Origin of the sequence: Phycicoccus elongatus Lp2 (assembly GCF_000367525.1) — a bacterium.
Taxonomy (GTDB): domain Bacteria; phylum Actinomycetota; class Actinomycetes; order Actinomycetales; family Dermatophilaceae; genus Phycicoccus_A; species Phycicoccus_A elongatus.
The window spans coordinates 2,769,373-2,788,931 of record NZ_HF570956.1; the positions used below are offsets into that span (position 1 = coordinate 2,769,373).

Annotated in this window: 21 protein-coding genes, 1 tRNA gene and 1 pseudogene; 10 read left to right on the forward strand and 13 right to left on the reverse strand. The window is 69.1% G+C overall.

From position 1 onward, the window contains the following. Window positions 1-1,381: class I tRNA ligase family protein (locus tag BN10_RS13390; RefSeq protein WP_040751886.1), on the forward strand; the 1,381-nt coding region annotated here is incomplete at its 5' end. 458 nt (window positions 1,382-1,839) lie between these two features. Here BN10_RS13390 and BN10_RS13395 read toward each other — a convergent pair. From BN10_RS13395 to BN10_RS13405, 3 genes and pseudogenes are all read right to left on the reverse strand, one after another. Further along, a pseudogene (locus tag BN10_RS13395) lies at window positions 1,840-2,004 on the reverse strand (transposase); the annotation flags it as partial. A gap of 53 nt (window positions 2,005-2,057) precedes the next feature. Continuing rightward, a complete protein-coding gene (locus BN10_RS16970) occupies window positions 2,058-2,255 on the reverse strand; it encodes a hypothetical protein (protein WP_156917241.1) in 198 nt (65 codons plus the stop codon). Between the two features lie 223 nt (window positions 2,256-2,478). Continuing rightward, window positions 2,479-2,550, reverse strand: a tRNA-Lys gene (locus tag BN10_RS13405). 199 nt (window positions 2,551-2,749) lie between these two features. Here BN10_RS13405 and BN10_RS13410 point away from each other — a divergent pair. The 4 genes from BN10_RS13410 to BN10_RS13425 all read left to right on the forward strand — a co-directional run bounded on the left by BN10_RS13410 (window position 2,750) and on the right by BN10_RS13425 (window position 5,503). Continuing rightward, a complete protein-coding gene (locus BN10_RS13410; RefSeq protein WP_040751890.1) occupies window positions 2,750-3,391 on the forward strand; it encodes a hypothetical protein in 642 nt (213 codons plus the stop codon). Between the two features lie 245 nt (window positions 3,392-3,636). Then, window positions 3,637-3,828: a hypothetical protein gene (locus tag BN10_RS13415; RefSeq protein ID WP_010851800.1), complete on the forward strand. Its 192-nt coding sequence runs from the start codon at window positions 3,637-3,639 to the stop codon at window positions 3,826-3,828. A 64-nt stretch (window positions 3,829-3,892) separates the two neighbouring features. Then, window positions 3,893-4,516, forward strand: coding sequence for a DUF47 domain-containing protein (locus BN10_RS13420; protein WP_010851801.1), 624 nt, complete (start codon window positions 3,893-3,895; stop codon window positions 4,514-4,516). 3 nt (window positions 4,517-4,519) lie between these two features. After that, complete coding sequence (locus BN10_RS13425) at window positions 4,520-5,503, forward strand: inorganic phosphate transporter (RefSeq protein WP_010851802.1); 984 nt, start codon at window positions 4,520-4,522, stop codon at window positions 5,501-5,503. A 50-nt stretch (window positions 5,504-5,553) separates the two neighbouring features. On the opposite strand, the gene pstB is transcribed toward BN10_RS13425, so the two are convergent. The 8 genes from pstB to BN10_RS13465 all read right to left on the reverse strand — a co-directional run bounded on the left by pstB (window position 5,554) and on the right by BN10_RS13465 (window position 14,645). Beyond that, window positions 5,554-6,330 carry a phosphate ABC transporter ATP-binding protein PstB gene (gene pstB / locus BN10_RS13430; RefSeq protein WP_010851803.1) on the reverse strand — a complete coding sequence of 259 codons (777 nt, stop codon included), beginning with the start codon at window positions 6,328-6,330 and terminating at the stop codon, window positions 5,554-5,556. Window positions 6,331-6,375: 45 nt separating this feature from the next. Then, window positions 6,376-7,296: a phosphate ABC transporter permease PstA gene (gene pstA, locus BN10_RS13435; protein ID WP_010851804.1), complete on the reverse strand. Its 921-nt coding sequence runs from the start codon at window positions 7,294-7,296 to the stop codon at window positions 6,376-6,378. After that, complete coding sequence (gene pstC, locus BN10_RS13440) at window positions 7,293-8,306, reverse strand: phosphate ABC transporter permease subunit PstC (RefSeq protein WP_010851805.1); 1,014 nt, start codon at window positions 8,304-8,306, stop codon at window positions 7,293-7,295. The genes pstA and pstC overlap by 4 nt, the downstream gene beginning before the upstream one ends. A gap of 80 nt (window positions 8,307-8,386) precedes the next feature. Next, window positions 8,387-9,523 carry a phosphate ABC transporter substrate-binding protein PstS gene (gene pstS, locus BN10_RS13445; protein WP_010851806.1) on the reverse strand — a complete coding sequence of 379 codons (1,137 nt, stop codon included), beginning with the start codon at window positions 9,521-9,523 and terminating at the stop codon, window positions 8,387-8,389. Between the two features lie 257 nt (window positions 9,524-9,780). After that, a complete protein-coding gene (locus BN10_RS13450) occupies window positions 9,781-10,734 on the reverse strand; it encodes an NUDIX hydrolase (protein ID WP_010851807.1) in 954 nt (317 codons plus the stop codon). A 13-nt stretch (window positions 10,735-10,747) separates the two neighbouring features. Next, entirely contained in the window at window positions 10,748-13,051 is a 2,304-nt protein-coding gene (locus BN10_RS13455; RefSeq protein WP_010851808.1) for an RNA degradosome polyphosphate kinase, read from the reverse strand. A gap of 32 nt (window positions 13,052-13,083) precedes the next feature. Further along, window positions 13,084-13,950, reverse strand: a complete 867-nt coding sequence (gene mshD, locus BN10_RS13460) for a mycothiol synthase (protein ID WP_010851809.1) — start codon at window positions 13,948-13,950, stop codon at window positions 13,084-13,086. Then, window positions 13,947-14,645: a winged helix-turn-helix transcriptional regulator gene (locus BN10_RS13465; RefSeq protein WP_010851810.1), complete on the reverse strand. Its 699-nt coding sequence runs from the start codon at window positions 14,643-14,645 to the stop codon at window positions 13,947-13,949. The genes mshD and BN10_RS13465 overlap by 4 nt, the downstream gene beginning before the upstream one ends. Window positions 14,646-14,672: 27 nt before the next feature. On the opposite strand from BN10_RS13465, the gene BN10_RS13470 reads away from it, so the two are divergent. Together BN10_RS13470 and BN10_RS13475 are read left to right on the forward strand one after the other, a co-directional pair. After that, window positions 14,673-14,951, forward strand: coding sequence for a MoaD/ThiS family protein (locus tag BN10_RS13470; RefSeq protein WP_010851811.1), 279 nt, complete (start codon window positions 14,673-14,675; stop codon window positions 14,949-14,951). 7 nt (window positions 14,952-14,958) lie between these two features. Continuing rightward, window positions 14,959-15,786 (forward strand): hypothetical protein, encoded by an 828-nt coding sequence (locus BN10_RS13475; protein ID WP_010851812.1) that lies wholly within the window; start codon window positions 14,959-14,961, stop codon window positions 15,784-15,786. Window positions 15,787-15,854: 68 nt separating this feature from the next. Here BN10_RS13475 and BN10_RS13480 read toward each other — a convergent pair whose 3' ends face one another. Continuing rightward, complete coding sequence (locus BN10_RS13480; protein ID WP_010851813.1) at window positions 15,855-16,217, reverse strand: DsrE family protein; 363 nt, start codon at window positions 16,215-16,217, stop codon at window positions 15,855-15,857. 40 nt (window positions 16,218-16,257) lie between these two features. Between BN10_RS13480 and BN10_RS13485 the strand changes: the two genes are divergently transcribed. Then, window positions 16,258-16,767, forward strand: coding sequence for an FABP family protein (locus BN10_RS13485; RefSeq protein WP_010851814.1), 510 nt, complete (start codon window positions 16,258-16,260; stop codon window positions 16,765-16,767). Between the two features lie 21 nt (window positions 16,768-16,788). Here the strand turns inward: BN10_RS13485 and BN10_RS13490 are convergent, their stop codons facing one another. Next, complete coding sequence (locus tag BN10_RS13490; RefSeq protein ID WP_010851815.1) at window positions 16,789-17,871, reverse strand: LCP family protein; 1,083 nt, start codon at window positions 17,869-17,871, stop codon at window positions 16,789-16,791. A gap of 111 nt (window positions 17,872-17,982) precedes the next feature. On the opposite strand from BN10_RS13490, the gene ygfZ reads away from it, so the two are divergent. Beyond that, window positions 17,983-19,014: a CAF17-like 4Fe-4S cluster assembly/insertion protein YgfZ gene (ygfZ, locus tag BN10_RS13495; protein ID WP_010851816.1), complete on the forward strand. Its 1,032-nt coding sequence runs from the start codon at window positions 17,983-17,985 to the stop codon at window positions 19,012-19,014. A 50-nt stretch (window positions 19,015-19,064) separates the two neighbouring features. Continuing rightward, window positions 19,065-19,559: BKACE family enzyme (locus BN10_RS13500; RefSeq protein WP_040751922.1), on the forward strand; the 495-nt coding region annotated here is incomplete at its 3' end.

Here is a 19,559-nt window from a genome sequence, read left to right on the forward strand (position 1 = left end):
CATCCGCAACGGTGGCCGCGACGCCGACCTGAACGCCGCGCTCATCGCCCGCGGCGAGGAGATCGACTTCCACCCCTCGTTCATGCGCTCGCGCTACGCCAACTGGGTCGGCGGCCTCAACGGCGACTGGCTGGTCTCGCGCCAGCGCTTCTTCGGGGTGCCGATCCCGGTCTGGTACCCGGTCGATGCCGACGGCGAGCCCGACTACGCGAACCCGCTGGTGCCGGCCGAGGCCGACCTGCCCGTCGACCCGGCCGCCAACCCGCCGGCCGGCTTCACCGAGAGCCAGCGCGGCGAGCCCGGCGGCTTCGTCGGCGACGCCGACATCTTCGACACCTGGGCCACGTCCTCGCTCTCGCCACAGATCGCGGGCGGCTGGCGCGACGCCGCGGGCACGGGCACCGACCCGCTGTTCGAGAAGGTCTTTCCGATGGACGTCCGTCCCCAGGGCCACGACATCATCCGAACCTGGCTGTTCTCGACCGTGGTGCGCTCGCACTTCGAGTTCGGCACGGTGCCGTGGACCCACGCCGCGATCAGCGGCTGGATCCTCGACCCCGACCGCAAGAAGATGAGCAAGTCGCGCGGCAACGTCGTGACCCCGGAGGACCTGCTCAAGGAGCACAGCGCGGATGCCGTGCGCTACTGGGCCGCGAGCGGTCGACTGGGCACCGACGCCGCGTACGACACCGGCCAGATCAAGGTCGGCCGGCGCCTGGCCATCAAGGTGCTCAACGCGAGCAAGTTCGCCCTGTCGTTCGGCGACGTCGACGGCGAGCCCGCGTCCCTGGTGACCCAGCCGCTCGACCTGTCGCTCCTGGCCGGGCTGCGCGACGTCGTCGTCAAGGCCACCGCCGGCTTCGAGGGGTGGGACTTCAGCCGCGCCCTCGAAGTCACTGAGCAGTGGTTCTGGGCGTTCTGCGACGACTACCTCGAGCTGGTCAAGGACCGCGCGTACGGCGCCCAGGGAGACGCCGCGGCCGCGAGTGCCCGTGCGACGCTTCGGATCTCGCTCGACGTCGTGTTGCGGCTGCTCGCGCCGATCCTCCCCTACGTCACTGAGGAGGTCTGGTCCTGGACCCACGAGGGCTCAGTGCACCGCGCCGCGTGGCCGACCGTCGACGAGGTGCCCGCCGGTGGTGACGCCGCCCTGCTCACCGCCGTCGGGTCGGCACTGGCCGCCGTGCGCAAGGCCAAGTCCGAGGCCAAGGTCGGCATGCGCGCCGAGGTGCCCTCGATGACCCTCGTCGGGCCGGATGCCGCGCTCGCGCACGTGCGGGCGGCGGAGACCGACCTGCGCGCCGCGGGCAAGCTGACCGGCAGCCTCGATTTCGCGGCGGGCGACGAAGTCGCCGCCCGCGACGTCGAGCTCGTCTCCTGATGCGCTCTGACCGGATACCCCAGGGCGCACGTTGGAGTCGTGTCGCTCCAACTGACCTGTCCGGGGTCGCCTAAGCGCCCGCCGAGGAATGTCCCCCCAGATGCTGGTCGAGTGTGCGATAAGCGGGGATGCCGACCCGGTCGCTCAGTTGAGTAGGCGATACCGAGAACTCCGGGCTTAAGGCAGCGCTGTGGTGCCAGGATCTAGGAAAGCGATTCGGCTGATGAACCAGTTGGGGGTCAGCGGCACGGCAGCGGACGGGCGCCGCGCGCTCCATGGTGCGCGCGCGACTCTCACCGCCAGGCGGCCGGCCCCCCTCGGGCACCGCACTACGATCAGCCTCTGCGCGTGGAGGCCGGCCCGTCGTTGCGACGGCTCCAATTGCCGCACCGAGGGCGCGGGACGCCTGGGTGACCGCGTTGACTTGCTGGCTGATCGCTCCTCGGATTGGCGGCTCTTCACCGATGAGTGTGGGGTGATGGGTCGAGTCCGCCGCCGATGAGGAGCATCCGCAGGCGGTAGTTCTCGCGGTTGCGGAAGCCGCGGTCGACGCGGCGGTGGAGCTCGATGAGCCCGTTCACTGATTCGGTCCCGCCGTTGGAGGCGACATTGGTGTCGAAGTAGCCAGGGGTCCGCTTGCCCAGCTTGACCCGTCTGAGCGCTGGGTCGTTGCGGATCAGACGGAACATGGTCGCGCGAGATACGCCGAGCCAGTCGCGGCGGCGGAGATATCGAGGAGGTGGCCGCCCTCGCCGGCGAGGGTCAACGAAGCCAACGTGTCGACGTCAGCGCGAATGGCGGCTTCGTGCTCAGCCATGGCAGCAAGGCGCTGGTCGATCCGCTCCGCTATCGCGCGGATGTCGGAACCGCTCATCTCGGACACACCATCCGGAAGCGAACACGGCACCCGTCGGGGATCACCGCTGCACGCGTCTCGGGTCGATGAGACGTCCTGAGACGAGGGGAGGCCGTGCGACTCCCTGCGACCCTCTGAGTCGCTCAATTGCACCGCCAATTGCACCACTTTGGCCATTCTGGGCTTCACGAGACACCTCTGTTCTCGACTGAAACACCGTCTGACCTGCAGTGATGCGCAGTGGGCCCCGTCGGACTCGAACCGACAACCTACGGATTAAAAGTCCGCAGCTCTGCCATTGAGCTAGAGGCCCCGGACCGGCAGCCGCGCCGTGAGCGGCGCCAGTCGCGGCCCCAAGGTTAACGGCCCGGGCGTCCGGACCGGCAGCGGCCCAGCGGCGGCATACCCGAGGCACACCAGCGGGTGGCCAGGTGTCGAGCGCCAGCCGGGCGCGGGCGATTGCCTGTCCGACCTGCGTGCTGTCGATGGCGATCACCTGCGAAACTGGCCCGATGACTCAGGAAGGACGCAATGTGCCCAGGCGCCCCTTGTCCTTCGGGCCCGAGGACCTGGAGGCGCACGGGGGCACGAGCCCCGGACCCGCCGAACTCACCGAGGTCGCCCACCAGAGCGCCGCGGTGCTCCTGGGCGCCGGTCGGGCCGCGCATGACCCCGAGGTCACGGCCCGCCTCGTCACCCTCGTCGACGACCTCGGCCTCGACACGGTCGCCGAACTCTGGTCGGGTCGGCCGGGACGCAGCCTGCCCGGTGCCCTCTGGCGCCTCTATGCGTTGCGAGAGATGGTGCGGCGCAACCCGGTTCAGTCCTCGATGGAGTATGCCGCGGGCATCCGTTTCACCGACGTCGCCCACGCCGTGGCAGGCATTGCCGAGCCGCCCACTCCCGATGAGCTCGTGCGCACCATCGACAGCATCCTCTCCGGCGTCTTCGACGGAGACCTCGCGGTCGCACTCGAACGAGCGGCCGCCTTCTGCATGGTCCTGGCCGCAGGTCGCGCCGAGGTGGCCAATGACACCGATCAGGCGGACGAAGCACAGGCCTCCAAACTCACCGCGCACGCCGCCGCTATCCAGACCACCGGGTCGGATCTGCTCGCCGCTGCGGCCCTGTGGCGCGCCGGTGCCTTGGACTAGAGGCACGGTTCCGGGTTAGCCTCGTGCGTGGGTGCCGGGCCGCGGCAGCCCCGGGTCCCAAAATCAGCCGCTACGAGCGGCCACGCGCCGTGAGGCGCTCCCGGTCCGGCACCCGCCTTCTGCTGGTCCCTCGTGGGCCACGTCTGGTCCCTCGTGGGCCACGTCGCGATGGCCCACACTGACCATTTTCCACGCCGTATCCACGTTCGGCACCATCCCGGACACGCGTGCACCTACGGTGACTCATGGGCACTCACGACCTCGACGATCCCGAGCGGGCCATGGAGATCGACCTGGTCGGGGCCGTGGTGGCGGCCGCGGCGCAATCGCACGAGCCGCTCGATGCCCAAGCGCTCGATGCCGCCCTCGGGCTCACCGGTGATCCGGACGCGGATGCGCCGGATTCTGCAGACGAGCCCCGTCCTCACCCGACGTGACGACGGACGCCACACAGGCCGTAGCCTTGGTCGCGTTCTGTCCTCGTGCGAAAGAGTTCACCTCGTGTTCCGTCGTGTGCCACGTGACGAGGCCTTCTACGGCCTGCTCGGTCGCACGGCCGCGCACACGCTCGCGGCCGCCCGTGAACTCCCTGCCCTCCTCGGAGCCACCTCCGACGCCGAACGCAAAGCGGTCGCCAAGGCCATCGCCGACCTCGAAGGTGCTGGTGACGCGGCCACTCACGAGGTCATCCGATCTGCCACCGCTGCCTTCCTCACGCCCTTCGACCGGGCCGATCTGATCACCCTCGCACGCGCTCTGGACAACTGCCTCGACCAGATCGAGCTCGCCGCCGACCTGGTCCGCCTGCACCGTCTCTCCACCTTCCCGCCGCGCGTCGGCCGCCAGGTCGACACGATCCTGAGGATGAGCGAACTGACGGTCGAGGCGATGCCCCGGCTGCGCTCTCCTGAGTCCCTCGCAGACTTCTGGATCGAGATCAACCGCCTCGAGAACATGGGCGACAAGGCCCATCGCAAACTCACCGTCGAGATCCTCGAGGAGTACGCCACCGACCCGATCACGGCCCTGCGCCTGCTGCTCGTCGTCGAGGCCCTGGAGGCAGCCATCAACGCCTTCGAGACGGTGGCCGACACGATCGAGGGCATCGCGGTCAAGGAGTCCTGAGCGGTGGACCTCCCCCTCGTGCTCGTCGTGGCACTGGCGCTGATCTTCGGTTACACCAACGGGTTCCACGACGCGGCGAACGCGATCGCCACCTCCGTCTCGACGCGTGCCCTGACGCCACGCATCGCGCTCGCCCTCGGCGCTGCCGCCAACCTCGTCGGCGCCTTCTTCGGCACCCGGGTGGCAGAGACCGTTGGGGAGGGGATCCTCGAGCCGGAGGGACTGGGTCTCGCCCCGGTCGCCGGAGCCCTCGTCGGTGCCATCGGATGGAATTTGGTCACCTGGTGGCGCGGCCTGCCGTCCTCCTCGTCGCATGCCCTGATCGGTGGCCTCGTCGGCGCTGCTGTCGCCACCGGTGCCGATGTGCGCTGGACCCCGGTCGTCGAGCTCGTCATCGCGCCGATGCTGCTGTCCCCGTTGCTCGGGCTTGCTCTCGGCTGGACCCTGATGACGGCGATCGCGTGGATCTTCCGTCATCGCGATCGGCCCTCGTCCGCTCGCGGCTTCCGCTCGGCGCAGACGGTCTCGGCGGCCGCCATGGCCTTCGGGCACGGCATGCAGGATGCGGCCAAGGTCTCCGGCGTGGTCGTCCTGGCTCTGATGGCCTCCGGCAACCGCCCCTCCCAGGGCACCGACATCCCGCTCTGGGTGGTCGGGCTCAGTGGGCTGGCCATGTCGATCGGCACGTATGCCGGTGGGTGGCGGATCATGCGCACCCTCGGCTCCCGGATCGTCCCTCTCACCCCGCCGCAGGGGTTCGCCGCGGAGACGGCTGCCGCCATCACGCTCGCGATCGCCACCGCTCTGCGGGCCCCGATCTCGACGACCTACACGATCACGTCGGGGATCATCGGAGTCGGGACGGCGACCAACTCACGCGCGGTGCGCTGGGACGTCGGTCGGGACATTCTCACGGCGTGGCTGCTCACCCTCCCCGGCGCGGCCCTGGCGGCCGCCGCCTCGGCGTGGCTCTTCGCCCTCGCCTGACGGGTCCGGGCCAGGTCCGTCCAGTTCCAACCAGGACCAACGAGAACCGATCAGCCGAAGCGACCGCTGATGTAGTCCTCGGTCGCCTGCTCGTCGGGGTTGCTGAAGATCTTCTGCGTGTCCCCGACCTCGACCAGGCGGCCCGGCTGGCCGGTGGCCTTGAGGTTGAAGAAGGCGGTCTGGTCCGAGACGCGAGCCGCCTGCTGCATGTTGTGCGTGACGATGACGATCGTGAACTGGCTCTTCAGCTCGTTGATCAGGTCCTCGATGGCCAGCGTCGAGATCGGGTCGAGCGCAGAGCACGGCTCATCCATGAGCAGCACCTGCGGCTCGACCGCGATGGCGCGGGCGATGCACAGGCGCTGCTGCTGGCCACCGGAGAGGCCGGCGCCGGGCTTGTCGAGGCGGTCCTTGACCTCGTTCCAGAGGTTGGCACCCTTGAGCGACTTCTCCACGACCTCGTCGAGGCGCTTCTTGTTCTTGACGCCGTTGAGCTTCAGGCCCGCGGCGACGTTGTCCTTGATCGACATCGTCGGGAACGGGTTGGGCCGCTGGAAGACCATGCCGACGGTGCGGCGCACGTCGACCGGGTCCATGGTCCTCGCGTAGAGGTCCTGGTCGTCGAGGAGAACCTTGCCGTCCACCCGTCCGCCGGGGATCACCTCATGCATCCGGTTGAGCGTCCGTAGCACCGTGGACTTGCCACACCCGGACGGGCCGATGAAGGCCGTCACCGAGCGGGGCTCCACGGTCATCGAGACGCCCTCGACGGCCTTGAAGTCGCCGTAGAAGATGTCGAGGTCCTTGACGTCAATGCGCTTGGCCATGTGTCTGTCGTTTCTTTCGTATGCCGTGGGGTCGCGGGAAGGGAGTCAGCTCACCTTGCTGAAGCGGCCGAGGAAGCGGCCCAGCAGGTTGAGGACGAAGACGATGAGGATGAGGGTGAGGGCGGCGCCCCAGACCCGGTCGACCGCCGGCTGCAGGGCTTCGGTGCGGTCCTGGTTGATCATCGTGGGCAGGGTTCCCATGAGGCCGTCGAACAGGTTGCTCGCCATGGACTTGGTGTAGGGGCCAAGGATGATCAGCGGTGCGGTCTCACCCATGACGCGGGCGAGACCGAGCAGGACGCCGGTGACAATTCCGGAGAAGGCTGTCGGCAGCACGATGCTGACGATGGTCTTCCACTTGGGCACACCCAGGGCGTAGGACGCCTCACGCAGCTCGTTCGGCACGAGCTTGAGCATCTCCTCGGTGGAACGCACGATCGTCGGGATCATGAGCAGCACGAGAGCCAGAGTCACCGCGAAGGGCACGCGCTGGAAGCCGAAGGTGGTCACCCACAGGGCATAGATGAAGAGGGCGGCGACGATCGAGGGGACACCGGTGAGGATGTCGACCATGAACGAGACCGCCTTGGCGAAGCGGCCACGACCGTACTCGACGAGATAGATCGCGGTCAGGACACCGATCGGCACCGACATGAGGGCCGTGACGGCGCCCTGGATCAACGTCCCCTGGATGGCGTGCGCGGCGCCGCCACCCTCGCGTCGGGCGGTGATGCCGTTCTGGGACAGCGTCCACCAGTCCACCGAGGCGAGCATGTGGCCGCCCTTGAGGAGGGTGCTGACGAGGATCCAGACGAGCGGGACACAGGCGATGACGAAGGCGGACCACATGACGATCCGGGCGGCCTGGTCCTTGATCGCCCGACCGCTGGACTTGCCACCCATGTCCGGGAGGGTGACGGCCTTGGCGCGGGTGGACTCCTCGCCCACGTGGGTCACGGTGCTCATTCCGAGAAGGCCTTCCTGCGGTTGATGACCACGCGGGCGATCGAGTTGACGATGAAGGTGAGGATGAAGAGCACGAGGCCGGCGGCGATGTAGGCGCCGGTCTTCTGCGGGCTGTCGAACTCACCGGCGTTGAGGGCGATCTTGGAGGCGAAGGTCTCGCCACCGTTGAAGATCGAGAAGGACCACGGTGCCGACGGGTTGAGCGTCGAGAGCAGGATCATGACGGCGAGGGTCTCGCCGAGCGCGCGGCCCAGGCCGAGCATGGCGCCGCTGATGACGCCGGGCTTGCCGAAGGGCAGGACCGCAGTGCGGATCATCTCCCACTTGGTGGCGCCCAGCGCCAGGGCGCCCTCCTTGTGCGGGGTGGGCACCTGGTTGAAGACCTCGCGGGAGATGGCGGTGATGATCGGCAGGATCATGAAGGCCAGGATGATTCCTGCGAAGGCCAGAGTGGACTTGGCGCTGAAGCCGCTGTCCTTGAAGAACGGGATGAACCCGAAGGTGCCGGCGAGGAAGTCCTGGACCGGTTGGAAATACTGGCCGGCGATGGTCAGGCCCCAGAAGCCGAAGACGATCGACGGCACGGCGGCGAGGAGGTCGATGATCACGGCGGCCGGCTTGGACAGCCACGAGGGTGCGTACTCAGTGATGAAGAGTGCCACAGCGACCCCGAGTGGGACCGCGATCAGCATGGCGATGACCGAGGTGATCACGGTCGCCCAGAGCAGGGCGGCAATGCCGAAGCGCGGCTCGGCCCCGGAAGGGACCCACTCGGTCGAGGTCAGGAAGTTCGCCTCGTTGTTGAGCAGCGAGGGCACGGCCTGGACGATCAGGAAGAGCCCGACCAGGGTGACGAGCAGGACGACGAACAAGCCCGAGGCCTTGGCCGCCCCACCGAAGAGGCGATCGCCCCAGCGGCTCGTGCTCGCGCGGTCACCCTCGTGGGGGCCATGCCCCTCGGGGTCCGGGAGGTCGTCGATCGCTGAGTGACCGGTGATGGACGTCGACACGCGGTGCTTCGTTTCTCTCGAAGGGAGAGGGGGTGGGGCCGGGTCGCGGCCCCACCCCCTCGTGGTTCGTCAAGCGGTGATCAGGACAGCGCGTCGATCGCGGTCAGGACCTTGTCCTCGACCTCCTTGGGGAGCGGCGCGTAGCCGATCTCCTCGAGGCCCTTCTGCACATCGGTGGAGGCGAAGTGCTTGAGGAAGGCCTTGATGTTCTTGCCCTTCTCGGCGTCCTTGTTCTTGCTGCAGACGATCTCGTAGGTCACCAGGATGATCGGGTAGGCCCCGGCCTCCTTGGTGGCGTAGTCGAGCTTGAGCGCGAGGTCGTTGCCCGTGCCGGCCTGCTCGGCGACGGCAACGGCCTTGCCGACCGACTCACCGGTCAGCTCGACGGCGCCGGCGCCGTTGTCGACCGAGGCGATCCCGAGCTTGTTGTCCTTGGCGTAGCTCCACTCGACGTAGGTGACGCCACCGTCGGTGGACTTCACGCCCTCGGCGACACCGGCCGACTTCTCCTTGCCCTCGCCGGCACCGGTCCACTTCTTGGAGGCGTCGGCGGTCCAGCCCTCGGGGGCTGCGGCCTTGAGGTACTTGGTGAAGTTCTCGGTCGTGCCCGACTCGTCGGAGCGGAAGAAGACCTTGATGGCGGTCGCGGGCAGCGTGACGCCCTTGTTGATCTCGGCGATCTTGGCGTCGTTCCAGGTCGTGATCTTGCCGGAGAAGATGTCGGCAGCCACGGCGGGGGTGATCGTCAGCTTGTCGACGCCCTTGACGTTGAAGGCGATCGCGATCGGGCCGGTGACCATCGGAAGGTTCCAGGCGGGGGAGCCACAGAAGGCCTCGGCCGCGACTGCCTCGGACTGGGCGCCATCCTTGCCCTCGGTCTTGAGCGCCGAGTCGGAGCCTGCGAAGTCGACCTGGCCCGCGATGAACTGCTTGATGCCCGCGCCGGAACCGGTCGGGTTGTAGTTGAGCTTGGCGTCCTTGCAGGCCTCGCCGTAGGACGCGATGGCCTCCTCGATGGCGTTCTTCTGGGCGGAGGAGCCCTCGGCGTTGAGGGTGCCGCTGAAGCACTCGGTGGCGGCGCTCTCGCTGGCAGAGGCGGACGAGCTCGAGCCCTCCGCGCTGGTGCTGCCGGTGGTGTTGTCGGAGCCGCACGCGGCCAGGGCCATCGAACCGACGACGGCAAGGCTGGCCAGCTGGGCCAGACGGGTGGTCTTCACAGTGCTACCTCAAGGGTTGGAGACGGAAGGGTCAGGGACGGACGGTGTGTCCGAAGGCGACGGACTGCGTCGTCCGACTGCGTTGACGCTAGGGATGGTGAGTGACGCATCGGTCCGCGCCGGGTGAACGTGGCATGAACGCTGCCCGGATTTTGGCTGTCCGGGTGGTCAAGGGCAGCGTCCAACCCTTGCGTCCGCCGCGATGGTTGGTATGCCGTCCACGCGCCGGACGTTGGGTGGGTGCGGTGCCGCTCAGGTCAGGGCAGGTGCCGCTCCGCGGCCACGATGCCGGCCTGCGCCCCGGTGCCCACGACATGGCAGACGAGGGCCTCGCCCTTGACCATTTTGTCCGCGGCGGCCTCCTCGAGCAGTGCCACCACCTCGTCGCGACCGGTCAGGTCAGGAGTGACCCGCGTCGCCAAGGTGGTGAGGATCCCGGGCAGTACCGGCCCGTGGGAGCAGATGGCGGCGGGGTTCCCCCGCTCGAGCAAGCGGGCCACCTGCCTGGAGGCAGCCTCCGGTCGAGTCGCGAACCCCTCCTCCGACAGGCCCTCCTTGGGCCGGAGCCGCAGCCGAGCGGCCGCGGCATACGGGGCCAAGGTGTCGGCGCAACGCACCGAGGGCGAACTCACCAACCGCCGGATGCCGTATGCCGCGAGCACCGGGATCAGGGCCCGGGCCCGGGCCCGACCGCGCTCGTCCAACGGTCGTCGCTGGTCATCGGCGCCCTCGTAGTCCGCACGGGCGACGGCCTTGGCATGTCGCACGACGATCAGTGGCCAGGTCCGCAGCACACCGTGCTCGTGGGACTGCGTCACCGCGAGCAACTGCTCCCGGTCGCGGGCGTAGTCGAGGCGGTGGTGCGCCTCGTCGACACCGAGCCAGGCCACTTCGTCGACCTCGTGCGCCAGCCGAGCAGCGGAGCCCGTGACGGTCGCTGCCCAATAGCGGACCCGCTTCTCGTCCGGTGTGCCGGTGCGCGACATGACCATGTAGGTGGCGTCCGGCAGCGGGATGCCCAGATGTGCGGTCAGACCGGTCTCCTCCCGCGTCTCGCGCACCGCGGCCACCGGCCACTCCTCACCGGGATCCACCTTGCCCTTGGGCCATGACCAGTCGCCGTAGCGCGGTCGGTGGACGAGGGCAACTTCGAGCCGCCCGTCGCGCAGGCGCCACGGGATCGTGCCGGCCGCGGGAATGGCGGAGGGCATCAGTTCGCCCCGATCACCGACGGCGCGCCTTGCGCCGACGCTTGGCGTGGAACTCGATGAGAGCGCTCTGCAGGTCCGGCAGCGGGCTGCCCTCGTCGTCGACGTGGCGCCGTGACCAGCGCCCGTCACCACCGAGGACGAAGTGCGAGTAGGTGCCGCTCATGCCCATCGCCATGGTGGCCGCCAATTGCTCGATCTGGCCCGCGTCCTCGAGGCGCACCAACGCCTCGACCCGTCGATCGAGGTTACGGTGCATCATGTCGGCGCTGCCGATCCAGGCTTCGGTGTCCTCGCCGCGCCCGAAGAGGAAGATGCGCGAGTGCTCGAGGAAGCGGCCCAGCACCGAGTGCACCGTGATGTGGTCGGACAGGCCCGGCACCCCCGGCCGCAGGGCGCAGGTGCCGCGCACCCACAGATCGACCTGCACTCCGGCCTGGGAGGCCCGGTAGAGGGCGTCGATCATGGCCTCGTCGACGATCGAGTTCACCTTCATCCCGACGTATCCCGCGCCGGGCGACCGGCGCTCGGCCTCGACCTGCGCCTCGATCCGATCGATCAGACCCTGCCGCACGGAGCGCGGGGCGACGAGCAGCCGCTTGAACTTGCTGCGCGGCGCCAGACCGGACAGCTGGTTGAACAAGCGGGAGAGGTCCGCGCCCACCTGCTCGTCGTCGGTGAGCAGGCCGAAGTCCTCATAGAGGCGGGCCGTCTTGGGGTTGTAGTTGCCAGTGCCGACGTGGCAATAGCGCCGCAGGCCCTCCTCCTCCTGACGCACGACGAGTGCCAGCTTGCAGTGGGTCTTCAGGCCGACGATGCCGTAGACGACGTGCACGCCGGCGCGTTCCAGTTTGCGCGCCCAAGAGATGTTGTTCTGCTCATCGAAGCGCGCCTTGATCTCGACGACGGCCAACACCTGCTTGCCGGCCTCGGCGGCATCGATGAGGGCGTCGATGATCGGGCTGTCGCCGCTCGTGCGATAGAGGGTCTGCTTGATCGCGAGCACGCGCGGATCTGCGGCCGCTTGCTCGATGAAGGCCTGGACGGACGTCGAGAACGAGTCATAGGGGTGCTGGAGCAGAACGTCCTGCTTGCGGATGCTGGCGAAGAGGTCGCGCGCCTTGGCGCTCTCGGTGGGGGCGAGATCGGCATTGGTCCGGGCCACGAAGGCGGGGAAGTGCAGGTCCGAGCGCTCGAGATCCGCGATGAGGTTGAGGGCGCGCAGGTCCAGAGGGGCGTCGAGCCGATAGACCTCGCTGGTGCTGACCCCGAGTTCACGGACCAGCAGGTCGAGGACGTGGTCGTCGATCTGGTCATCGACCTCCAACCGCACGGGCGGCCCGAATCGCCTTCTCGTGAGCTCCTTCTCGAGTGCGGTGAGGAGGTTCTCGGCGTCGTCCTCCTCGACCTCGACGTCCTCGTTGCGGGTGACCCGGAAGGTGAAGTGCTCCCGCACCTCCATCCCCGGGAAGAGCTCACCCAGGTGGGCCGCGATCACGTCCTCGAGGGGCACGAAGCGCGCATTCCAGATCTCGGCCGCCGCATCCGTGCCCGCGTCCACGCGCAGCAAGCGGGGGAGCAGTGGTGGCACCTTGACCCGGGCGAAGTGCTCTTTGCCGGTCTTGGGGTTGACGAGGATGACGGCGAGGTTGAGCGACAGGCCCGAGATGTAGGGGAAGGGATGGGCCGGGTCGACGGCCAGAGGGGTCAGCACCGGGAAGATCTGACGCCCGAAGATCTCCCCGAGTCGCTCCTGCTCCTCGTCGGCGAGCTCGTCCCACCGCACGACCGTGATCCCTTCCTCGGCGAGCGCCGGGCGGACCTGCTCGTGGAAGACCCTGGCCTGCATGTCGAGGAGCTCGTGCGCGACGAAGCTGATCTGGTCGAGCACCTCGCGTGGCTCCAGGCCAGAGGCGCTCCGCACGGCGATGCCGGTCGCGATCCGACGCTTGAGACCAGCGACGCGGACCATGAAGAACTCGTCGAGATTGCTGGTGAAGATCGCCAGGTATCGCGCCCGCTCCAGCAGCGGCATGGTGGGGTCGGCAGCCAACTGCAGGACGCGCTCGTTGAACTGCAGCCACGAGATCTCGCGGTCGAGGAAGCGGTCGCTCGGGAGCCCGTCCTCCTCGGTCTCCGGGGCGGCGCCCACGACGCGCATGAAGCGGCCGTCAGCACCTCGGGCCGCTCGCGTCGGGGCGGCGGAGGCGCTGACGAGCGAGATCTCGGGGACGATCGCGGCGGCGGCGGCCTCGGCGGCTCGATCGGTCGCCCCGGTCGTCCCGTCGAGAGGTGCCTCGGTGGCGTGCTGGCTGGACATGGTCGCCAGTGTTGCAGGCGTGGGGCCCTTGGTCACTCGTGCGGTGGCGCCGCGGCATACATGACGTCGACGGCGGCGCTGGTGAAGCCCTCACCCCGGTAGGTCGCCAGAGCCGAACTGTTGGCGCCGTCGACGTAGAGCTCCACGGTGCGCAGACCGAGGCTCGCCAGGTGGTGGGTCCCGAGGCGGGTGAGCGGGCGGGCCAACCCCCGTCCCTGGTATGCCGGGTGCACCCCGACGACGTAGACCTCGCCCTTCCCCGAGCCGTCGCGCGGCACCTTGGTCCAGTGGAAGGCAATCGGGCCGGCGGCCGCGTCGGTGGCGTCCTCGACGAGGAAGAACCCTTCGGCGTCGAACCACGGCTCGGCCATCCGCTCGTGGAGGTCCGACAGGGTCAGCCGGCCCTGCTCTGGATGCCCGGCGAAGGCAGCGGCGTTGAGGGCCACCCACGCCTGGTCGTCGACCCCGGGCGCGAAGATTCGGTGAGTGAAGCCGGACGGGAACTCGGGCTCGGTCAGGTCTGCCTCGCCGAGCGGGCGCTCCATCCGATGCAGTTCTCGCACGGCGGTCAGGCCCAGCCCGCTCGCAAAGGCGGCCGACGCGGGCAGGCCACCATGGGCCCAGAGGGAGGTGGCACCGGCGGCCAGGGCCCGCTTCCACAGGTCTCGGGCGACGCCGGCATGCCGGTGGTCGGGGTGGACGACGAGTTCGGTGGCGCCGGCCGGATCGACCTGGCCGTAGCCGACGAGTTCCCCGTCGATCTGCGCGGTCAGGTGCGTGCTGCGCGGATGCGGCGAGCGCAGGTCGAGCAGGAAGGCCTCGGAGAGGGGTGCGACCCCGTCGTTGCGTCGCGCGGCCTGCGCGAGGGCGAGCACGGCTGCGACGTCGATGTCGGTCATGAGGCGCCAACCTCCGCTTCCTCGTCCTCGGGCACGAAGCGGTACCCGACGTTGCGGACCGTGCCGATGAGGGTCTCGTGTTCGGTCCCGAGCTTGGCACGCAGCCGACGCACATGGACATCCACCGTCCGCGTCCCGCCGAAGTAGTCGTAGCCCCAGACCTCCTGGAGGAGTTGGGCCCGGGTGAAGACCCGACCGGGGTGCTGCGCGAGGTACTTCAGCAGCTCGAACTCCTTGTAGGTGAGGTCGAGTGCCTTGCCGCGCAGGCGCACGGTGTAGGTGCCCTCGTCGATGGTGAGCGCTCCGGCCGTGATCGCGCCACTGCCGTCGATCTCGTCGACCTGGGTGTGGCGCCCGACGGCCAGACGGAAGCGGGCCTCGACCTCCGCGGGTCCGGCCGAGTCGACGAGCACGTCGTCGATGCCCCAGTCGGCGCTCAACGCGGTCAGGCCGCCCTCGGTGACGACGGCGAGCAGGGGTGAGATGCGCCCGGTCGCATCGATGACGCGGCACAAGGACTTGGCGACCGCGAGCTCGCGACGGGCGTCGACAATGATGAGGTCGACGTCGGGTGCATCGACGAGTGCGCTCGCCTCGGCCGGGAGGATGCGAACATGGTGCGCGAGCAGTCCCAGCGCCGGAAGCACCTCGGCGCTGGGCGCCAGGGAGTTCGTCAGGAGCAGGACGCGGGCCATGGCCCTCAAGGATAGGTGGTGGCATCGATGAGCGAGGCGATGCGAGTAGGGGTGAGACCGGGAGACCCGGGAACCCTGACCGTGCGCTTCTGGGCGGGAGCGCGCGCCGCGGCAGGCACCGACCGGGTCTCGATGCCGGTCGGCACGGTCAAGTGCGTCCGTGCCGAGCTCCTCGCCTGGCAACCCGACCTCGCCCCCGTCCTGGAGGTGTCCAGCCTGCTCGCGGACGGTCTTGTGGTCGGCGACGACGCCGAACTCGACGCCGGCAGCACCCTGGAGGTCCTTCCTCCCTTCGCCGGGGGATGATGCGACGATGACCGATGTGGAGCAGCCGTCGCTGACCCGCGCCCAGCGACGACGCGATCGCGACACGACCACCCGTGAGGACCTGTCCGGCCCCCTCGTCCTCGTGCGAGCCCTGGCCGTCCTCGCGATCGCGGGTCTCGCCGTCCTTGCCGTCCACGCCGGACCGCTCTTCGTGGCGGGGCTGCTCGTCTGGGCCGCCGCGGGTATCGCCTGGGGCTGGCCACAGGTGGCCGCACTCTCCTCCGGTTGGCGGCTCTCCTTCGTCGTGGTCCTCACCGGCCTTCTCGTGGCGGCAGCGGTGGTCACGGTCGAGGACGATCCCCGCCTGCGTCTGGTGCCGGTCGCCCTGGCGATCGGCATCGTCGTGACCTTCCTCCTGCAATTGCTGCGCAGCGACGGGCGGACCGACCTGACCCTCGAGGTCATCGCCACGGCGACGGCCGTCGCCGTCATCGGCATCGGGGCCGGACTGGTCGGCACGGCGCTGCATCGCCACGGCACCGAACTCATCACCATCTCGATGGCTGCCGTGGGCGCCGCCGCCCTCGCCGACCCGCTCGCGACCCGTCTGCGCGACCGTAGTTGGCTGGTGCCGGTCGCCATGGTGCTGGGCGCCCTGGCGGCGCTCGGGGCAGCGTCCGCCCTCGGCGGTCTCACGTGGGGCGTGGCGCTCCTGCTCGGCATGTTCGTCGGTGCCCTGTCGTATGCCGTGCGCACGGTTGTCGCGGGCGAGCCCGCGTCGCACACGCTCGCGGGTGTGTTCGCGGCGGCCTGCGCGAGCGTGCTGTCCGTGGGTGCCCTCACCCAGGTCGCCACCCTCGTCCTGTCCCGCTGAGGCGGACTGTCCCGCTGAGGCCGGGCGCGTCTGCTCGCGCGCTCCGCACTGATCCTGCGGAGTTGCCGTCAGTAGACCAACGACCGGGTGCCCTCGGCCATGACCTCCTCGACGAACGCTGCGGCACCACGGATGGTCACCTGCCCGAAGAGGTCCTCGGGGGCCAGCTCACGCCGCGCGGCGCACTGACCGCACACGGTGACCGAGGCGCCTTTGAGGAGGCCGTCACGCAGGTCGGCCAGCGCGGCGGCGTGCGGCAGGGTCAACTGTTCGGCCCGGCCGGGCACGGCCAGCCACACTGCATCCCCGGTGAGCCAGAGCGAGACCTCGACACCGGACGCGACCGCTGTGGCCGCCACGGTGATGGCCTGGTTGAGGCGCTCGAGGGCCTCGGGCCCGTGGGTGACCTTGACGACCAGTCGAGAAGCCATGGCAGCCACCATAGGTGAGCGCGCGGCATACGATCGGGGTGTGGTCTTCACCCTTGACACCGACCTGCCCCCCGCCCTCGCGCCCCTCGCCTGGTTGATCGGCCGTTGGGAGGGAGCCGGCGTCGTCGGCTATCCGACGATCGAGTCCAAGCAGTTCGGGCAGGAGATCGTCTGTTCCCACGACGGCCGGCCCTTCTTGGAGTGGCACAGTCACACCTGGCTGCTCGACGAGGACGGGCAGAAGGTGCGGCCGCTGGCGACCGAACTCGGCTTCTGGCGCCCCCTGGAGGCTCAGCCGGACGGCACGAACGTCGAATTCCTGCTCGCCCACCCGACGGGGTTCGTCGAGATGTATGCCGGGAAGGCCGAGCCCGCGAAGGTCGAGGTGCGCACCGACGGGGTCATGCGGTCCCCTGCGGCCAAGGAGTACACCGCCGCCCACCGGCTCTACGGGCTGGTCAACTCCAACCTGATGTGGGTCATGGACATGGCGGCGATGGGCCAGCCGCTGCAGTCGCACGTCTCCGCGGAGCTCAAGCGCGTCGAATGACCCACGCGCCGCGAGGGTCACTCAGGGGATGACGGACGTGCGGTTGTAATCGCCCAGTCGGTCCTGGCGGATCGCATCCCCGAGGGCCTGCATGCCCGGTTGGTCGACGACATCGATCGACTGTCCGTCACTGGACCACCCGAAACCGGTGAAGGGCGCGGTGATGAAGACGACGTCGCCGCCGCGGACGTTGCGCAGGGCGAAGGCCTCGCTGCGCATGTAGTCCGTGGTCATCGTCTCGTCGACGATGAGGTTCTTCGTCGCGGCATCGGTGAACTGGGCGATCTTGCCCGGGTTGGTGATGACCTCGGGGGAGATGGTCTTCATGAGCAGGGCCTTGACGAAGGCCATCTGGCGCTTTCCACGGGAGATGTCACCCTCGCTGAGCTGGTAACGCTCGCGCACGAAGACCAGTGCCTGCTTGCCGTTGAGGGTGTTCCAGCCCTGCTTGATGTCGACACCCCCGTTGCCCGTGGCGCCGCTGGCCTCCTCCGCATAGACGGTGACACCACCTACCGCATCGGTCATGGCCTCGAAACCGTTGAAGTCGGTCTTGACCACGTGGTCGATGCGGACACCGATGAGGTTCTGCATCGACTGCACCAGCAGCGGCGCGCCCCCGAAGGCGTAGGAGGCGTTGAGCTTGGCCTGGCCGTGACCCGGGATGCTCACCCACAGGTCTCGGGGGAAGTGGATCAGATAGACCTTGGACTTGTCCTCGGGGATGTGGACCAGAACCATGACGTCGGAGCGGCTGAAGGTGTCCCCAGGGCGGGCGTCCGAACCGACGAGCAGCACGTTCGTGCCCTTGCTCTGCGCGATCAGGGCCTGGGCGCTGAGTTCCTCGGGCGTCGACGGCGATGCCGCGCCGGCCTGGGAGGGCAGGAGTGCCTCGCGCTTGACGTTGCTGTCGACCTTGTGGTTCAGGAAGAGCGCGAAGCCGCCGAGCAGGGCAACGACGAGGAAGACGAGCCCGAGGAAGACTGCGAGGATGCGCAGCCCCCACCGGCGGCCACGCGAACGCTCGCTGCGGCGACGCGAGGCCCGGGCGGGGGGAGTCTCGGCGTCGGCGTCAGCGGCCAATTCGTGCATCAGGTCGGACACCCCAGCAGTGTAGGCAGGATTTCTGGGGGCGACCTGAGCATGCCCACTGCCTCACCTGCCCACTGCCTCACCTGCCGACTGCCTCAACCGGCCCCGGCCTAGAGTGGACGGATGACCGACCTCACCCGCCCCGGAGCCGTCGACGGCTCCGGCGTGGATGCCGGTGTCCCGGCGCACTATGGCGACCCGATGCGTGAGCAGCGCCTGCTCGCCGAGGGCCTGGCCTGCGTGGATCTCTCCCACCGCGGTGTCGTCACGATCACGGGGCCGGACCGCCTGACCTGGCTGCACTCGATGACGACGCAGGACCTGGCCGGCCTGCCGCCCCGGACCAGCCGCCAGAGCCTGGTGCTGACGCCCAAGGGTCACGTGGAGCACGACCTGCACATCGTCGACGACGGGGAGACGACGTGGATCACCGTCGAGCCGGGCACGGCGCCAACGCTCATCGGGTGGCTGCGCTCCATGCAGTTCATGCTGCGCGTGACGGTGGAGGATGTCAGCGATCGGTATGCCGTGCTCGGCGAGCCGATTCGCGCCGAGTCCGTCCCCGCGGAGCCGCTGGCTTGGGTCGACCCGTGGCCGGGGGAGGGCCTGGTTCCTGCCCCCGCCCGCGGGCGGGAACCGTATGCGGCCTATGGCCCGATCGAAGAGCATCCGGGCGGCGACCGTGCCTGGCGCGAGCTCATCGTCGCGCGCGGTGAGTTGGCCGCCACGGTCGGGGACCGGCCGCTCGCCGGCACCTGGGCCGCCGAGGCGTTGCGCATCCACGCGTGGGAGCCGCGGTTGGGGTTCGAAACCGATCACCGCACGATCGCGCACGAGGTGGACTGGTTGCGCTCGGCCGTGCACCTGCACAAGGGCTGCTATCGCGGTCAGGAGACGATCGCTCGGGTGCACAACCTCGGACGACCGCCACGTCGGCTCGTCCTGCTACACCTCGACGGCTCGGGGCACGCGCTGCCGGAGGCCGGGTCCCCGGTCGTGGCCGGTGACCGTGAGGTGGGGCGCCTGACGTCGGTGGCGCGACACTGGGAGGACGGTCCGATCGGGCTGGCGGTCATCAAGCGCAACACCCCGATAGACGTCGATCTTGTCGCGGGCGGGGTTGCTGCGGCACAGACCGTCGTCGTGAGCGCCTGAGCACCGAAGGATCTTCACGCACGGTCTGCCTTGTCTGGCACCATGGAGTCATGACCCTCCGCCCGTCGACCGGCACCCTCATCACCGTTGCCCCCACCGGGGCCGAGCACCTCAAGGGCGACCTGCCGCAGTTGCCGACCACCACCGAGGAACTCGTCGAGACCGCCGTCCGGTGCGAGGCAGCAGGCGCCGCGCTCATCCACATTCACCGCCGCGACGCCGAGCACCGACCCACCCTCGATCTCGGCCTGCTCCGTGAGGCCGTCGCGGGCGTGCGGGAGGCCACCGACCTCGTCGTCCAACTCTCGACGGGGGGCTCGGTCCACGACGGGTATGCCGCGCGCCTGGCCGTCCTCGACGCCGCCCCGGACTCGTGCTCACTGACGTGCGGCACCGTCAATTTCGGTGACGACATCTTCAACAACCCGATGCCCTTCATGTCCGAGCTCTACGTTGCGGCCCAGGAGCGCGAGATCGTGCCGGAGTTCGAGGTCTTCGAGGTCGGCCATCTCTGGGCCCTGGAGCGTCTCGTCGACCGCCACGGA

Excerpts from the sequence above, each read along its gene's own strand:
- BN10_RS13450 (WP_010851807.1), bottom strand. The coding sequence starts at position 10,734 with ATGCCCTCCGCCATTCCCGCGGCCGGCACGATCCCGTGGCGCCTGCGC.
- BN10_RS16970 (WP_156917241.1), bottom strand. The coding sequence starts at position 2,255 with ATGAGCGGTTCCGACATCCGCGCGATAGCGGAGCGGATCGACCAGCGC.
- mshD (WP_010851809.1), bottom strand. The coding sequence starts at position 13,950 with ATGACCGACATCGACGTCGCAGCCGTGCTCGCCCTCGCGCAGGCCGCG.
- pstB (WP_010851803.1), bottom strand. The coding sequence starts at position 6,330 with ATGGCCAAGCGCATTGACGTCAAGGACCTCGACATCTTCTACGGCGAC.
- BN10_RS13415 (WP_010851800.1), top strand. The coding sequence starts at position 3,637 with ATGGGCACTCACGACCTCGACGATCCCGAGCGGGCCATGGAGATCGAC.
- BN10_RS13465 (WP_010851810.1), bottom strand. The coding sequence starts at position 14,645 with ATGGCCCGCGTCCTGCTCCTGACGAACTCCCTGGCGCCCAGCGCCGAG.
- BN10_RS13475 (WP_010851812.1), top strand. The coding sequence starts at position 14,959 with ATGACCGATGTGGAGCAGCCGTCGCTGACCCGCGCCCAGCGACGACGC.
- ygfZ (WP_010851816.1), top strand. The coding sequence starts at position 17,983 with ATGACCGACCTCACCCGCCCCGGAGCCGTCGACGGCTCCGGCGTGGAT.
- BN10_RS13470 (WP_010851811.1), top strand. The coding sequence starts at position 14,673 with ATGAGCGAGGCGATGCGAGTAGGGGTGAGACCGGGAGACCCGGGAACC.
- BN10_RS13410 (WP_040751890.1), top strand. The coding sequence starts at position 2,750 with ATGACTCAGGAAGGACGCAATGTGCCCAGGCGCCCCTTGTCCTTCGGG.
- BN10_RS13480 (WP_010851813.1), bottom strand. The coding sequence starts at position 16,217 with ATGGCTTCTCGACTGGTCGTCAAGGTCACCCACGGGCCCGAGGCCCTC.
- BN10_RS13455 (WP_010851808.1), bottom strand. The coding sequence starts at position 13,051 with ATGTCCAGCCAGCACGCCACCGAGGCACCTCTCGACGGGACGACCGGG.
- pstA (WP_010851804.1), bottom strand. The coding sequence starts at position 7,296 with ATGAGCACCGTGACCCACGTGGGCGAGGAGTCCACCCGCGCCAAGGCC.